This window comes from Pseudonocardia kongjuensis (genome assembly GCF_039526905.1).
Classification (GTDB): Bacteria; Actinomycetota; Actinomycetes; order Mycobacteriales; family Pseudonocardiaceae; genus Pseudonocardia; species Pseudonocardia kongjuensis.
On the sequence record NZ_BAAAJK010000001.1, the window covers coordinates 206,322 to 220,875 of the forward strand.

The following is a 14,554-nucleotide window of genomic DNA, read 5'->3' on the forward strand; positions in this document are numbered from 1 at the left end:
ACCCCCGACGGGATCCCGGCCGCGCCCGACGCCACGGGTGCACCGGGTCCCGCGCTCGCCGCCGGGGAGGCGGCCGGCGCCGCCGCGACCGCGCCGGCCGCCGTGGGCCGGGGCGCCGGGGGATCCGCAGCGGGTCCGGCCGGCTCGGGTACTGCCGGCTCGGGTTCTGCCGGCTCGGGTTCTGCGGACGCGGGCGCCGGGGGATCCGGCGGGTCGGGATCCGGCTCGGGTACTGGCCCTGCCGGTCCGGCCGGCTCGGGCTCTGCCGGCTCGGGCGCTGCCGGTTCGGATCCGGCTGGGCCGGGCTCGGCAGGTACCGGCCCGGCCGGTTCGGGCCCCGCCGGTCCGGCGGGCTCGGGCTCTGCCGGCACGGGCTCTGCCGGCACGGGCTCTGCCGGCACGGGCCCTGCCGGTACGGATCCTGGCGGCTCGGGCCCTGCGGCCGTGGGGCCCGCCGGTTCGGGTCCTGCGGGCGCCGATCCTGCGGGTCCCGATCCGGCGGACTCGGGCCCTGCCGGCCCAGGCTCTGCCGGCCCGGGTGCGGGCCCCGCCGCACCGGGCCGCGACCGCACACCCCCGCCGGCGCCGCAGCCCCGGACCGAACCCGCCCCGGTCGTCCCGCAGCAGCGCTCGGCCGACCCGGCACCATCGCGCAGCGCCACCCCACCCGGCAGCGCACCCCGTCAGCGCGCCGACCGCCCCGGCCGGGACACCCGCGACGAGGTCCGGCAGAAGGTCCGCGGCGCGGGCGAGAGCGGCGCCCTGCTCCGGCTCCGGCTGAAGCTGCAGGAGTCCGCGGAGCTCGACGTGCGGGTCCCCGGCCCGGCGCTCTCGCTGATCCCGGACTGACCCCCGGCCGGGCAGCGCACCCACCCGTTCGGCGCATGACCGCGGCGCACCCCGCCCGTCATCGTGATCAGCATGATTGATCCGATCGGCCGTACTGATTGCTCCTGATGGCGCCACGCCATCGCCTGCCCGAGTCCCACGGCGCCGCTCCCCGGGCCGGGCACACCCGGCCGCGCCGCGGCCCGGGCCGTCCCGGACCGTGGCGGACGGTCCTGTACGGCGGGATCCCGCTGCTGCTGGTGACGGTCGCCGTCGTCGCGAGCCTGCTCACCGGCCGCGCCGCACCGGCCGACGAGCGGATCGGGGACAGCGTGCCGATCCCGACGTTCGCCGACCGGCCCCCGGCCGTCGCGGACGGCCCGGAGCCGACACCGGGCCCGTCCCGGACGGCCCCGCCCCGCACCACGGCCCCGCGCGGCGCGGTGCCCGGCCAGGCGATCCTGGCCGGCGATCCGGCCGCCCGCGCCGCCGGCGACGCCGTCCGCGCGGTCACCGTGCGGGCCGCCGCCGAGGAGCGTGCGGCGGAGCAGGCCCGCCAGGAACGGGAACGGGCCGCGCAGCAGCGCCGGGCCGCCGAGGAGGAGCTCCGCCGGGAACGGGCCCGGACCGCGGCGGAGCCATCCCCACCCGCCGGACCGGTCCCGGCCGAGCCCGATCCGCCCGTCCCCACCGAGCCCGAGCCGGCACCGCCCGCCCCGGCCGGGCCCGAACCGGCGGAGCCGCCCGGCCCGGGCTCCGACCGGCTCGCGCCGACCGGCGACGGCCCCGCGAACCCGCCGGGGGAGCAGCCCGGGACCACCGGAGAGTGACCAGCCATCCGGGCGGTCGCGGTCCGGCCGCGCGCCCGCCATCATCGACGGATCCGTTGAGCTGTTCGGACCAGCCGGAGGGGCGCTGATGGGCGGACGTCACCGCGCGCGGCGGGTACGCCGCGCCCCGACCCGCCGCGCGCTGCTCGAGGCGCTGCCGGTCGTCGTCGCGGCGGCCGCGGCGGTGGTCGCCCTGGTCGCGGTCGTCGTCGGCAGCGGGCTGCTCACCGGTGGCGGCGCCCCCGCGCTCACCCAGGGGGCGGGCGTCGGGGCCCCGGCCGTGCTGGCCCCCCGTGCGGCACCGGTGCTGCACCTGCCCGCCACCGACGCGGTCGCCACGGCCGCCGGTGACGCGGTCCGTGCCGCGGCCCGGCAGGACAGCCGCGGGCCCGCCGCGACCGCCGGCTGCGACCTCGACGGCCCACCCCGGTTCGACGACCCGGCCGATCCGCACCGGATCACCAACCGCGACTGCGGCTACCTCGACGAGCGGGGCCGGGAGCGCTCGCACGATCCGTGGATCGACGGTCAGCTCCTCGACGCGACCGGAAACTGAACCGGAGCCGATCCGGTGTTTCGCCCCGGACCGTTCGGGATACGGAGTCGGGGACGGGAGGCGATCACGATGACCGGACGGCATCGAACACCCACCACACCGGGCCACCGCGCCCTGCTCGGCACGGTCCCGCTGCTCGGCGGAGCCGGCGTCGCCGCAGGTCTGCTGGCCGGTGCCGCACCGGGGGACACCCCGGCGCCCGCCCCGGCCGCGGCGACCCTGCCGGTGGCCGAGGCCGAGATCGAGCCCGCCGCGGAACCGGCCGGCACGGCCGCGGCACCGGTCACCGGGACCGGCACCGCGGGCCCCGGCGCCCTCCCGGGCCGCGGCGAGCTGCTGATGGACGCGGTCGCGGGCGCCCGCGACGCGACGCAGGCCCGGCAGTCGATGGACGCGCAGGCCGCCGCCGAGGTGAGCACCGTGGCCGAACAGCTGCGCGCCCAGGCCGAGGAGCGGGCCGCCCAGGCCCGCGCCGCCGGTGACGCCGAGTTCGCCGCCTACCACGAGGCGCAGGCCGAGCAGCAGCGGTCGGCCGGCTCGTCCCGGCCGGTCGTCCCGGCGCCGCTGGACGCCGACCGCACCGGCGATCCCGTCGCGGACCCGGGTGCCACCTGCACGTCGTCGGACCTGCTGCGGCTCGGGCCGGTCGCGCTGGCCGGGCCGGACGATCCGGACTGCGAGCTGGACCCGTGGGTCGCCGGTCAGGTCGAGGACAGCCTGGACCGGATGCGCTGAGGCGCTACTCCAGCACGGTCAGCCCGAGCGCGGCGCAGATCGCCGCGGCCTGACCGGGCGAGACGACCGCGCCGCGCAGCTCCCGCGGGGTGTCCGGGGTGATCTCGCCCAGGTCGCTGGTGCGCAGGTCGGCCTGGTCCAGCCGGGCCGCCCGCAGCACGGTCCCGCGCAGCCGGCACCGGTCGAAGACCACCGTCCGCAGGTCGGCACCGGACAGATCGGCCTCGGACAGGTCGCACCCGCTGACCCGCAGCCCGCGCAGCGCGAGATCGCCGAGATCGGCGATCTGCAGGTTGCACCCGGACAGCACGAACGACGCGGCGAGCCCGCGCACGCCGCGCAGCACGGCACCGATCATCCGGCACCCCTCGAAGCGGGTGTCCCCGAGCAGCGCGCCGGCGAACCGCGCGCCCGACAGGTCCACCCCGTCCAGCACGGCGTCGGTCAGGTCCGCCTCCCGCAGGTCGGCCCCGGCCAGCGAGGTCCCCGAGATCCGGGCCCGGTCCAATCGCGCACCGCGCAGGTCCGCCCCGGCCAGCGAGCCGCCGCGCAGCTGCAGCCCGGCCAGGTCGACCTCCCGCAGATCGCCCTCCGGCAGGTCGGGATCGTGCACCGGCTCCCCGGACCGGACGGCGGCGATGAGTGTCTCGGCGGTCGTCACCCCGGCAGCCTGGCACGGCCCACCGACCGGTCCGGCGCTCAGGTCGCCGGTGGCGCGTCCGGCCCGACCGGGAAGCAGCGGACCGGCTGGGCGTTCGCCGGGTCGAGCGCGTTGGTGATGTGCTGCAGGGTGACCGGGTCGAACGCGACCGCGACGTGCTCGGCCAGGTTCGCCGGGCAGCCCTCCTGCAGCACGATGTTCGTCGCGCCGTCCATCAGCCCGGAGGTGTACGGGACGACCAGCTCGTCGTACCGGGTCAGGATCATCGTGTAGGTGACGCCGTCCACCCGCGGCCCGCCACCGGAGTTCAGCTCGGTCAGGAAGTCCGATCCGCGCAGGAACTGCCGGCACGAGGCGCACAGCGGATCCAGCACCAGCCCGATCGCCGGGCCGAGCCCGAGCTGCTGCCCGGTGCGGTTGAGGAACGCCAGCCCGGCGGTGTTCGTGCCGTCCCACAGCGGGGTGAGACCGACGTAGCGGTCGACGACCTCGGCCCCGCCGAGGAACTTCACCCAGTGGTTCGGCATCAGCGAGCCCTCGGAGTGGCCGACGACGTCGACCTTCTCCGCGCCGGTCGCGTCCAGCACCCGGTCGACGAACCCGGCCAGCTCCCGCGCGCTGTCCTCCATCGGCGCCAGCCCACCGACCTGGGTCAGCGGCGGCGGGGCCAGCGGATTGCGGCCGTAGGTCAGCGAGAACACGCAGTGCCCGCGCGCGGCGAGCTGCGGAGCGACGTAGGCCCAGTTGTTCGCCTGGTTCGCCGACAGCCCGTGCACCAGCACCACCGGGTTCGGGTGCTCCGCGGTCGGCGTGCAGGTCCAGTCGTTGGAGCCCGGCGGCGGCGGATCGATCAGGTCCGTCAGCGGGTCGGTCAGCCGGCCGGGAGGCTGTGCGGGCGCCGCCGGGGCGGCCTGCGCGGGGGTCACCATCGCCGTGCCGACCACCAGGGTCGCCAGCGCGATCGACGCGATCGCACCCCATCGCCGCCGGTTCATCGCTGCCGCCTCCTCGCGTCCGGTGTTACCGGTGGGTACAACGACCGGTGACGGGAAGGGATGCGCGCTGCTCCGGACGGGTGGCCGGATACGACACCCGCGGCACCGGCCACACCCGGCGTGGCTGGGTTACGCTGTGCCGGTGACGTCCTCCACCGCGCCCGCGGTCCCGGCCCCGACCTGGGCGGAAGCCGTGCGGTACGCGGCGGGCAGCATGGCGGTCGACGGGCTGGAGATCGACCGGGACGGGCAGGCCCTGCTCGACGCGGTCGCCCGCGAGGAGCTGACCGTCGACGAGGCGGTCGGGCAGGTGCTCGCCCGCTACCGGTGAGCCTCGATCCGTACCTCGATCTCGAGCACGGCGTCCTCCGCAACCGGCTCGGCATCACCGACGCGGCCGAGCTCGCCGCGGTCGAACGGCGCATCTCGGCCCTGCGCATCGCCGGGATCGAACGCTCCCCGGTGCCCGGCGGCTACGACCTGGCGCATCTGCAGCACGTGCACTGGCGGATCTTCTCCGACGTCTACCCCTGGGCCGGCACCCTCCGCACGGTCACCCTGGCCCGCAGCGGCCGCCCGTTCTGCGCGCCGGAGCTGATCCGCCACACCGCCGACGGGATCTTCGCCCGGCTCGCCGCCGGGGGCCCCTGGCGCGGCCGGGACCGCGCCGCGGTGCTCGACGGTCTCACCACCCTGCTCGCCGAGCTGAACGACCTGCACCCGTTCCGCGAGGGCAACGGCCGCGCCCAGCGGACCTTCCTGGGGCAGCTCGCCCGGGAGGCCGGCCGGCCGCTGTCCTGGGACGGCCAGGACCCGGTCACCGCCGCGGCCGCCGCCCGGGCCGCCGCGGCCGGGGACCGGGCACCGCTGCGCGCACTGCTCGACCGCGCTCTCGCGCCCTGAGCTCACCGCCGGTCCGGCTCGAACACCCCGTCCCGCAGCTCCGGCACCGCGGTCCCGGCGTCCAGCTCCGCGGCCACCTCGACGTCGTCGCCGAACCCGATGGCGGCCAGCTCCCGCCCGCTCGCGCAGCCGTGCAGCATCCCGGCCGGGTCGGCGAGCACCGGCCCGGCCGCGGCGGCCGCCGCGGCCGCCTCGGGGGAGCAGCCGTCGGCGGGCAGCGCCGCGATCAGCGCCCCCGCGCCCCACAGGTCCTCCACGGCCGGGCGCAGCGACCCGTCCGGCCACCGCTCGCCCGCGGCGACCACGGTGATCCGCAGGCCGCGCTCCAGCAGCGGACGGATCCGGTCCGCGGCGGCCGCCCGGTTCCGCAGCGACACCCCGAGCACCGGCCCGCGCGCCGCGGCGGCGATCGCGGAACCGTTGGGCGAGGGCAGCACCAGCCGCTGCAGCCCGGCCGCGGCCCGGACGGTGCCGGGGGACAGGCTGACCTCGCCCGGCCCGGCCGCCGAGCGCGGGACGGCCAGGGTCGCCCGGTGCGCCCGCGCGAGATCCGTCGCGCGCCCGTCGCGCCACCGGCACGGGACGACCGGCACGCCGCGGTCCGCCGCGACCGACAGCGTCGTGCTGAAGCTCAGCACGTCCACGACCACCAGCAGGTCGCCGGCGGTGGCGGCGGCGCCGACCGGCCCCCAGTCGAACCGGATCCGGTGGCCGTCCTGGCCGTGCACGCCGGACATCGCTGGTCCCCCCGACGGAGTGGTGCGTACCGGCGCCCGGACGCGACGATCTGGACCCTATCGGAACGAAACGCTCGTCCCGGACGCTGTCGCGATGGGCAACGACCAGACCTTCGTCAAGGCGCTGGGCCGGGCGGACGTGCTCGCCGTCGGCTTCGGCGCGATGATCGGCTTCGGCTGGGTCGTGCTGGCCGGCGAGTGGGTGAGCGGTGCCGGGACCGCGGGTGCCGCGCTCGCCTTCGTGCTCGGCGGGTCGGTGATGGCCGTCGTCGGGCTCACCTACGCCGAGCTGGTGTCGGCGCTGCCGAAGGCCGGCGGCGAGCACCACTACGTGCTGCGCGCGCTGGGATCGCGCTGGGCGTTCGTCGCGTCCTGGGCGATGGTGCTCGGCTACCTGTCGGTCGTCGCGTTCGAGGCCGTCGCGCTGCCCGAGACGGCGCTGTACCTGTTCCCCGATCTCAACGCCGGCCTGCTGTGGACGGTCGCCGGCTACGACGTGTTCGCCACCTGGGCGCTGGTCGGGATCGTCGGCGCCGTCGTCATCACCTGGCTGAACTACGTGGGGATCCGGCCGGCCGCCGTCGCCCAGACGATCGCGGTCGCGTTCCTGGTGGGCGTCGGGATCGTGATGCTGACCGGCACCGTCGTCGGCGGCAGCGCCGCGACCGCGGAGCCCTGGTTCACCGGCGGGTTCGCCGGGATCCTCGGGGTGCTGGTGGCGGTGCCGTTCCTGTTCGTCGGCTTCGACGTCATCCCGCAGTCCGCCGAGGAGATCGACCTGCCCGAGCGGCACATCGGACGGCTGCTGGTGGTGTCGGTGCTGATGGCGATCGCGTTCTACGTGGTCATCGTGGTCGGGACCGGGTTCGCACTCGGCGACGACGCGCTGGGCGGCTCCCAGCTCGCCGCCGCCGACGCCATGGGTGTCCTGTGGGGGCATCCGGCGTTCGGGACGCTGCTCGTGCTCGGCGGCATCGCCGGCATCCTGACCAGCTGGAACGCCTTCCTGATCGGGGCGAGCAGGCTGGTCTACGCGATGGCGGCGTCCGGCATGCTGCCGCGCTGGTTCGCGTTCGTGCACCCGCGGTTCCGCACGCCGACGCACGCGATCCTGTTCATCGGCGGGCTGTCGGTGCTCGCGCCGCTGTTCGGCGACAACATGCTGACCTGGCTGGTGAACGCGGGCGGCCTCACCATCACGATGGGCTTCACCATGGTCGCGGTGACCTTCCTGGTGCTGCGCCGCCGCGAGCCCGGGCTGGTGCGGCCGTTCCGGGTGCGCGGCGGCCCGGTGATCGGGACGACCGCCGCCGTGGCGAGCCTGGTGCTGCTGTCGCTCTACCTGCCCGGGATGCCGGCCGCGCTCGGCCTGCCGGAGTGGACGATCGTCGGCACCTGGTGGCTCGCCGGGCTCTACTTCCTGACCCGCTTCCCGGAGACCGGCCCTGGCCCCGACGCCGAGAGCCGCCTCGTCGCCGCGACCGGCCGCTGATCCGCCACCGCCCCGCGCGGCCCGCGCCGTCCGCACGGGATCGCTGCGTCCGCACGGGATCGGATCCCGTGCGAACCGGACGAACCCGTGCGAACCCGGGTGAAGCGCCGCGCCCCCGATGTGACCTTCGGCGGGCGGGGTGCGACCGCGGGCCGGTGGGGCCACCATTCCGCTATGGCCGTTGACACCCCCACCGGCGTCCGCTCGCCCGGCACCACCCCCGCCGACGCGACCACCGCCCCCGTCACCGTCTCGTTCACCCGCCGCGCCGATCCCGGGCACGCCACCGAGATGGTCGCCTGGATCCGCTCCGGGCTGCTGCTGGCCGAGGGCTTCCCCGGCTTCCTCGGCGGCGGCTGGGTCCGCACCCGCGGCGGGTCCGACGAGTGGCACATGCTCGCCCGCTTCGACTCCCCGGACTCGCTGGCCGGCTGGGAGGCCAGCCCGGAACGCCGCTGGTGGCTGGGCTCCGCGCAGGGCCTCGCCGAGATGACCCGCGCCGAGCGCCGCACCGGCATCGAGGGCTGGTTCGACACCCCCGAGCAGGTCGAGGCCGTCGGCCCGGTGCAGGCCGGCCCGCCGCGCTGGAAGCAGGCGACCACCATCTGGCTGGCGTTCTTCCCGCTGAACCTGCTCGCCACCGTCACCCTGGGCGCGCTGATCGCGGACTGGCCGGTGGTGCCGCGCACGGCGGTGCTGACCCTCGTGCTGACCCCGCTGATGGTGTACCTGATCCTGCCCCGGATCACCCGGCTGCTCGGCTGGTGGCTGCACGGCCGACGGTTCCGGGACCGGCACCTCAGCCCCGCCGGCTGACCCGGCACATCCGCCCGGCTGATCATCCACGGGGGCCCCCGGACCGTCCGTTGCGCGGTCGCTACCGTCGTTCGGTGCTCACCTCGGAACCGACGGTCGCGGAACGGGAGCCGGTCGACACCGCACGTGACCGCCTCCGCCTGCGCTGGGCGGGCGGGCTCGGCCTGCTCGCCTTCGTGCTGGCCGTCGCCGTGCCGTTCCTCCCGGTGATCCAGCACGAGAACACGATCGTCTGGCCGTCGCCGTCCACCGGCACCGCCGACGTCAACGCCCCGCTGGTCGCGCTGCGCCCGGAGTCGATGTCGGTCACCGTGCCGGCCGAGGCGATCCGCAGCCTGGACGCGCGCACCCCCGGCCCGGCGACCGTGGTGTCCACGGTGCCGCCCGAGTCGCCGGAGGGCGCCCGCTCCGGGATGTCGCTGTCGGTCTCCGACGGCAGGCTGCTGCTGGTCAACCGTGGGCAGGAGCTGGTGGCGGCGCCACTGCGGGACGGCCCGACGCAGGTGCGGATCACCTCCGACGCCCGGTCCAGCACCGTCGATCTCGGCTCCGGGGCGCAGACCTTCGAGGGCGACCTGCGGCCGCAGTCGGTCGGCGTCTACTCCGATCTGGACGCCGACCTCGATCCGCTCGCCGACACCGCCGTCCGGATCAGCCCGGACACCCGCTTCGACACCAGCCCGTCGGTCTGGAAGACGGCGGCGACCGTCGTGGCGAGCGTCGCGCTGGTCGGCTCGCTGCTCGCACTCGCCGGGGTGGACCGCCGGCTCGGCCGCAGCCCGCACCGGGCCGGGCGGGAGGCCGTCGGCGGACTCGCCGGGCGGTGGCCGCCGCGGCTGCGCCGCTGGTGGTCCCGGGCCCGTCCACGCCCGGTCGATCTCGTGGTCACCGCGGTGCTGTTCGTCTGGATGGCGATCGGCGGCCAGACCTCCGACGACGGCTTCACCCTCGGCATCGTCCGGGACGTCCCGAGCTCGGGCTACGTCGGCAACTACTACCGCTGGTACGACGCCGCCGAGGCGCCCTTCGGCTGGTTCTACGATCTCTACGCGCTCTGGGTGCAGGTCTCGGACTCGCTGCTGTGGCTGCGGCTGCCGTCGGTGCTGATGGGCATCACCGCGTGGTGGCTGGTGTCGCGCGGCCTGCTGCCCCGGCTGGGCAGGCAGGCCCGCCGCTCGCACGCCGCGACCTGGGCCGCCGCCGCGGTGTTCCTGGCGTTCTGGATGGCCTACAACTCCGGTCTGCGCCCGGAACCGGTGGTCGTGGTGTGCTCGCTGCTCGCGCTGGTGTGCGTCGAGCGGGCGGTCGCCCTGCAGCGGCTGCTGCCGCTCGCGCTCGGCCTGTTCGCCGCGTCGATGGCGGTCGGCGCGAACCCGGCCGGGCTGATCGCCGTCGCCCCGTTCCTGGCCGCGGTCCGGCCGCTGTGGCGGCTGCTCAGCAGCCGGGTGCGGGCGTTCGGCCCGGTCCCGGTGCTCGCCCCGCTGCTCGCCGCGGGCACCGCGATCCTGATGATCGCCTGGGCGGACCAGAGCTGGGCCGCGGTCATCGAGTCCACCCGGATCCGCTCCGACATCGGCCCGGACTGGCCCTGGTACACCGAGATCGAGAACCGCTACGCGCCGCTGTTCGCCGGCACCGCGGACGGCTCGATCGCCCGCCGCTTCCCGATCCTGCTGGTCATGCTGTGCACGCTGGCCTGCGTCGCGGTGCTGATCCGCCGCTCCCGGATCCCGGGCGCCGCGCTCGGCCCCGCGCAGCGGCTGATCGGCAGCACGATCATCTCGTTCCTGATCTTCGCGATGACGCCGACGAAGTGGACCCACCACTTCGGCGACCTGGTCGGGCTCGGCGCCGGGATGGTCGCGCTGGCCGCGATCGCGACCGGATCGGACGCGCTGCGGTCGCTGCGCAACCGGCTCGCCTTCCTCTCGGCCGCGTTCCTGGTCGCCGCGCTCAGCGCCGCCGGGCCGAACACCTGGTGGTACACCAACAACTGGGGCGTCCCGTGGGCCGACGAGCAGCTGATGCTCGGCGGTTTCGAGGTCTCCACGGTGCTGCTGTTCGCGGCGCTGCTGCTGGCCGCCGGCGCCGGCGTCGAACACCTGCGCGGCATCCGCGAGGAACGCCATCCCGACCAGCTCGCCGGGCTGGAACGCGCGATCGGCCGGCTGCCGCTGGTCGGCCGCTGGTGGCGGGCCCGGGACTGGCGGCGGGACGCCTCGGCGGCACTGGCCGCCACCCGCAGGCTGCGGCTCACCTCCGCCCCGCTCGCCGTGCTCTGCGGGATGCTCGTGACGTTCAACCTGTGGTCGATGACCGCGGCGATGCAGAACCAGGCGGGCTCCTGGTCGATGGGCGCCGACGCGCTGACCCACCCGTTCGGCGGCTCCTGCGGGCTGGCCAGCCAGGTCTACGCCGAACGCAGACCGGCCGACGGCGTGCTCACCCCGGCACCGGAACCGAGCGGGATGGCCCCGCCCGCCAACCCCGATCTGCTCCCGACCGTCGCCCCGCCGCCCCCGCCGGGGGAGGCGACCGCCACCCCGGCCCCGCTGCCGCCCGGTGTCGTGCCGCCGAACAGCCCGGACGCGGAGCTGCTCAACCCGACCAGCGGCGGATCCGGGTTCCGCCGCGACGGGCTCCCGCCGACCGGCGGCGGCACCGGCGTCTCCGGGTTCGAGTACGTGCTGTCCGGCGGGCTGGGCAGCGACGCGGCCCCGGCGTTCGGCAGCTTCGACCCGTCCGGCCAGAACACCGGCACCCTGCGCACGCCGTGGGCCGAGCTCACCGCGGACCAGCGGGCCGGCACGACCCCCCTGGTGGTGACGGCGGCCGGCCGGCTCGGCGGCGGCAACCGGCTGACGATCCAGTACGCGACCCGGCTCGACGACGGCCGGGTCCGGATCGTGGAGCAGACCACCCTCGACGACGGCCGCGGCGAGGAGATGCCGTGGCGGGAGCTGCGGTTCGACCTCCCGGAGGCCGCCCGCAGCGCCACCGAGGTGCGGATGGTGGTGCAGGACAACTCGGTCGGCGCCGACGGCTGGCTGGCCGTCGCGCCACTGCGCGCCCCGCAGCTCGCCCCGCTCTCCACCGTGGTCGCGGACCAGCCGATGTTCCTGGAGTACCCGGTGTCGCTGGCCAGCCCCTGCCTGCGCCCGTTCGCCACCTCGGGCGGGATCGCCGAGATCCCGGCGTACCGGCTGCAGGCCGACGGCAGCCGGATGCGGTCCGACGGCGAGGGCTGGTCCAGCCCGCAGGCCGGAGGCCCGCTCGGCTGGATCACCGTGATCGGCAAGCAGAACGAGCTGCCCACCTACCTGGAGGGCGACCCCGCCCGGGACTGGGGCAAGGTGCAGTCGATCCAGCCGTACCGGCCCGGCGCCGTCGGTCCCACGCTGGAGCGCACCGACCGGTTGCGCGCCGGGACCTACAGCTCGGGGCCGCTCCCGGAGCCGCCGCCGGGCATCCCGTCGCCGAGCCGCTGACCCGGCGCCGGCCGGGCCCGGTCCGGGCTCCCGGCCGCCGCCGGCCCGGTCACGGCCGTCGCCCGGCCAGCCGGAGGATCTCGCCGGCGACCAGGTCCGGCTCGGTGACCGGGACCAGATGCCCGGACCGCAGCGCGAGCACGTGCCGGCGTTCCGGCCCGAGCGCGGCGCGGACGGCGTGCGCGGCGTTGAGCGCGGCCCGGACCCGGCGGCCGGTCCCGGTCGCCGCCGTCCCGGAGATGACGGTGACCGGGACGGCGCCGGTGTCCGGCGGGTCGGCGCGCAGCGCGCGCAGGTCGGTCACGGTGGACGCGGCCTCGGCGAGATGACCGGCGACGCCGGCCGGGGAGAGCCACTCGGCGCGCAGGTCCGCGGCCGCGTCGGCGGGCAGCCCGCGCCGCATCGGCGCCGACGCCCGGCGGAGCAGGCCGGTCCGGGCCAGCGCCGGCAGCAGCGCCGCGGTGATCCGCTCCTGCACCGCGAACGCCCGGGTGAAGTACAGCTCGCAGCCCTCGTCGGTCGGGTCGACCAGGACCAGCCCGGCCACCCGCTCCGGGCGGGCGGCCACGGCGACCCGCGCCACCGGGCCGCCCCAGCTGTGCCCGGCGAGCAGGTAGCGGTCGGCGCCGATCCGGTCGAGGACGTCGTTCAGGTCCATCGCGAGCCGGTGCAGGATCCGCGGGCCCGGATCGGGGGCGCTGCGGCCCAGCCCGGACCGGTCGTACACGACGACCGGGGCACGCCCGGCGATCGCGCGCTGCACCGCGGCCCAGGACGACCGGGTGGCCCCCATCCCGGCTTCCAGGACGACCGTCGGCATCCCGGGCGGACCGGGTGTGCGCTGCAGGAACAGCGTGCGGCCGTCCCGGGTGCGGACGTGGCCCGGTGTGCCCTGGGAGTGCGGCACCGCTGTCGCCCGGCCGGTCAGCCGCTGAACCGGACCGCGGGGGCGGGGCGCCGGTCCGGATCGGCCCCGGCCCCGGACCCGGCCTCGGCGGATCCGGATCCGGACGCGGACGCCGGATCGGGTGCGGAGCCGAACGGGGTGGCCGGCGCGAACGGCCCGCCGGGCGCAGCCTGCCCGGCACCGCCCTCCCCGCCGGACACCGCAGGCTCGGCCCCGGAGTCGGGCCCGGTGTCAGGCGCGGTGTCAGGCCCGGTGTCGGCCCCGGTGCCGGGGACCGGATCGGCCGCCGCCTGCCCACCCCGCCGGTACGCCTCGACGACGCCGGACGGGATCCGCCCGCGTTCGGAGACCGCGTAGCCGTGCTCCCGGGCCCAGACCCGGACCGCCCGGTTCTGCTCGCGGACCGCCGGGTCCCCGTCCGCGCCCGGACGCGGCCCCGCCGGTGCTCTCGATGCCGGCTGCGCCGTCGGTGCCGCCCCCGCCGCGCGACGGGCGCGCGGGGCACCGGCCGGGCGGGCGGCGGCGAGGAAGGGCGCCAGCTCCTCCCGGAGCCTGCGGGCGTTCCCGGCGCTCAGGTCGATCTCGAACCGGATCCCGTCGAGCCCGAAATCGAGGGTCTCGTCCGCATCGCCGCCGGTGATGTCGTCGACGAGCCGGGTCGTCTCGACCTTCGCCACTGCTGTTCCTCTCGCGTCGCCGGTCCGGGAGCCCGGTGGTCGGCACGAGCATAACGATGCGTGACCGGGCGACGGGCCGGACGGACGCGCCGCTCAGCAGCCCCCGCCGCCGTCACCCCCGCCGCCACCGCCGCCGTCACCGCCGGAGCAGCCCCCGCCGGCGAACGAGCCGCCGCCGTCACCGGCGCCGGAACCCGCGTAGCCCGCGGAACGGGCCCGGGGCCGCCCCGGGCGGGACGCCAGCCGCGCGCCGAGGGCCGCCACACCCGTCAGGGCGAGGCCGACCAGTACGAGTACACCGACCACCACGAGAACGTTCACGATGCTCTCCTCCCGGACGCGAGCTGGGTCACACTGCGAGTGCACCCGACGATAGGGCGGCGGGGGAGCGGCGGAGCCGGACTTGAGCAGTTCTTGAGGCCGGTACCGGCGCGTCTGCGGCACGATGTGGCCGTGCGCATCACGATCGACGATCTCAGCGGCCCGGCGGTCCTCGACCTCCTCGCCGATCATCTCGCCGACATGCACGCGCAGGGCCCGCCGGAGAGCACCCACGCGCTGGACGTGGCCGCGCTGCGCGATCCGGCCGTCACCGTCTGGGCCTGCCACGACGACACCGGGGCGCTGCTCGGCTGCGCGGCACTGAAGGAGCTCGCCGACGACGACGGCGAGATCAAGTCGATGCGGACCGCGCCGTGGGCGACCGGCCGCGGCGTCGGCGCCGGCCTGGTCCGGCACGTCGTCGGTGAGGCCCGCCGGCGCGGCTACCGGACGCTGCACCTGGAGACCGGCTCGACCGCGTACTTCGCGCCCGCCCGGCGGCTCTACCAGCGGCACGGGTTCGTGCCGTGCCCGCCGTTCGCGGACTACCCGGAGGACCCGAACAGCGTGCACATGCGCCTGGACCTGCCCGGGTGATCAGCGATCGG

16 protein-coding genes are annotated in these 14,554 nt (G+C 76.8%); 10 read left to right on the top strand and 6 right to left on the bottom strand.

All coding sequences use genetic code 11. The annotated features are described in order from the left end of the window. Positions 1 to 444 precede the first annotated feature (444 nt). From ABD160_RS00945 to ABD160_RS00960, 4 genes are all read left to right on the top strand, one after another. Positions 445 to 849, top strand: a complete 405-nt coding sequence (locus ABD160_RS00945) for a hypothetical protein (RefSeq protein WP_344017585.1) — start codon at positions 445 to 447, stop codon at positions 847 to 849. 107 nt (positions 850 to 956) lie between these two features. Continuing rightward, positions 957 to 1,658 carry a hypothetical protein gene (locus tag ABD160_RS00950; protein WP_344017586.1) on the top strand — a complete coding sequence of 234 codons (702 nt, stop codon included), beginning with the start codon at positions 957 to 959 and terminating at the stop codon, positions 1,656 to 1,658. Positions 1,659 to 1,746: 88 nt separating this feature from the next. Then, positions 1,747 to 2,214 carry a hypothetical protein gene (locus ABD160_RS00955; protein WP_344017587.1) on the top strand — a complete coding sequence of 156 codons (468 nt, stop codon included), beginning with the start codon at positions 1,747 to 1,749 and terminating at the stop codon, positions 2,212 to 2,214. A 69-nt stretch (positions 2,215 to 2,283) separates the two neighbouring features. Continuing rightward, positions 2,284 to 2,949 (top strand): hypothetical protein, encoded by a 666-nt coding sequence (locus ABD160_RS00960; protein ID WP_344017589.1) that lies wholly within the window; start codon positions 2,284 to 2,286, stop codon positions 2,947 to 2,949. A 4-nt stretch (positions 2,950 to 2,953) separates the two neighbouring features. Here ABD160_RS00960 and ABD160_RS00965 read toward each other — a convergent pair whose 3' ends face one another. After that, positions 2,954 to 3,610, bottom strand: coding sequence for a pentapeptide repeat-containing protein (locus tag ABD160_RS00965; RefSeq protein WP_344017590.1), 657 nt, complete (start codon positions 3,608 to 3,610; stop codon positions 2,954 to 2,956). Between the two features lie 38 nt (positions 3,611 to 3,648). After that, positions 3,649 to 4,605 (bottom strand): esterase/lipase family protein, encoded by a 957-nt coding sequence (locus ABD160_RS00970; RefSeq protein ID WP_344017591.1) that lies wholly within the window; start codon positions 4,603 to 4,605, stop codon positions 3,649 to 3,651. Between the two features lie 142 nt (positions 4,606 to 4,747). Between ABD160_RS00970 and ABD160_RS00975 the strand changes: the two genes are divergently transcribed. Together ABD160_RS00975 and ABD160_RS00980 are read left to right on the top strand one after the other, a co-directional pair. Next, entirely contained in the window at positions 4,748 to 4,936 is a 189-nt protein-coding gene (locus tag ABD160_RS00975) for an antitoxin VbhA family protein (RefSeq protein ID WP_344017593.1), read from the top strand. Further along, positions 4,933 to 5,508, top strand: a complete 576-nt coding sequence (locus ABD160_RS00980) for a Fic/DOC family protein (protein ID WP_344017594.1) — start codon at positions 4,933 to 4,935, stop codon at positions 5,506 to 5,508. Before ABD160_RS00975 ends, ABD160_RS00980 begins: the two co-directional genes overlap by 4 nt. A gap of 2 nt (positions 5,509 to 5,510) precedes the next feature. Here ABD160_RS00980 and ABD160_RS00985 read toward each other — a convergent pair whose 3' ends face one another. Further along, positions 5,511 to 6,245, bottom strand: a complete 735-nt coding sequence (locus ABD160_RS00985; RefSeq protein WP_344017595.1) for a 2-phosphosulfolactate phosphatase — start codon at positions 6,243 to 6,245, stop codon at positions 5,511 to 5,513. A 94-nt stretch (positions 6,246 to 6,339) separates the two neighbouring features. Here ABD160_RS00985 and ABD160_RS00990 point away from each other — a divergent pair, with 94 nt between their 5' ends. The 3 genes from ABD160_RS00990 (at position 6,340) to ABD160_RS01000 (ending at position 12,041) form a co-directional block, all read left to right on the top strand. Then, on the top strand, positions 6,340 to 7,737 hold the full coding sequence (locus ABD160_RS00990; RefSeq protein WP_344017596.1) for an APC family permease: 1,398 nt from the start codon (positions 6,340 to 6,342) through the stop codon (positions 7,735 to 7,737). Between the two features lie 174 nt (positions 7,738 to 7,911). Beyond that, positions 7,912 to 8,553: an antibiotic biosynthesis monooxygenase gene (locus tag ABD160_RS00995; RefSeq protein ID WP_344017597.1), complete on the top strand. Its 642-nt coding sequence runs from the start codon at positions 7,912 to 7,914 to the stop codon at positions 8,551 to 8,553. Positions 8,554 to 8,627: 74 nt separating this feature from the next. Then, positions 8,628 to 12,041 carry an arabinosyltransferase domain-containing protein gene (locus ABD160_RS01000; RefSeq protein WP_344017598.1) on the top strand — a complete coding sequence of 1,138 codons (3,414 nt, stop codon included), beginning with the start codon at positions 8,628 to 8,630 and terminating at the stop codon, positions 12,039 to 12,041. 49 nt (positions 12,042 to 12,090) lie between these two features. Here the strand turns inward: ABD160_RS01000 and ABD160_RS01005 are convergent, their stop codons facing one another. The 3 genes from ABD160_RS01005 to ABD160_RS01015 all read right to left on the bottom strand — a co-directional run bounded on the left by ABD160_RS01005 (position 12,091) and on the right by ABD160_RS01015 (position 13,946). Beyond that, a complete protein-coding gene (locus ABD160_RS01005; RefSeq protein ID WP_344017599.1) occupies positions 12,091 to 12,948 on the bottom strand; it encodes an alpha/beta fold hydrolase in 858 nt (285 codons plus the stop codon). A gap of 17 nt (positions 12,949 to 12,965) precedes the next feature. Further along, on the bottom strand, positions 12,966 to 13,625 hold the full coding sequence (locus ABD160_RS01010) for a histone-like nucleoid-structuring protein Lsr2 (RefSeq protein WP_344017600.1): 660 nt from the start codon (positions 13,623 to 13,625) through the stop codon (positions 12,966 to 12,968). 93 nt (positions 13,626 to 13,718) lie between these two features. Then, positions 13,719 to 13,946, bottom strand: coding sequence for a hypothetical protein (locus ABD160_RS01015; RefSeq protein WP_344017601.1), 228 nt, complete (start codon positions 13,944 to 13,946; stop codon positions 13,719 to 13,721). A gap of 132 nt (positions 13,947 to 14,078) precedes the next feature. Here ABD160_RS01015 and ABD160_RS01020 point away from each other — a divergent pair, with 132 nt between their 5' ends. Further along, on the top strand, positions 14,079 to 14,543 hold the full coding sequence (locus ABD160_RS01020; RefSeq protein WP_344017602.1) for a GNAT family N-acetyltransferase: 465 nt from the start codon (positions 14,079 to 14,081) through the stop codon (positions 14,541 to 14,543). Positions 14,544 to 14,554 lie beyond the last annotated feature (11 nt).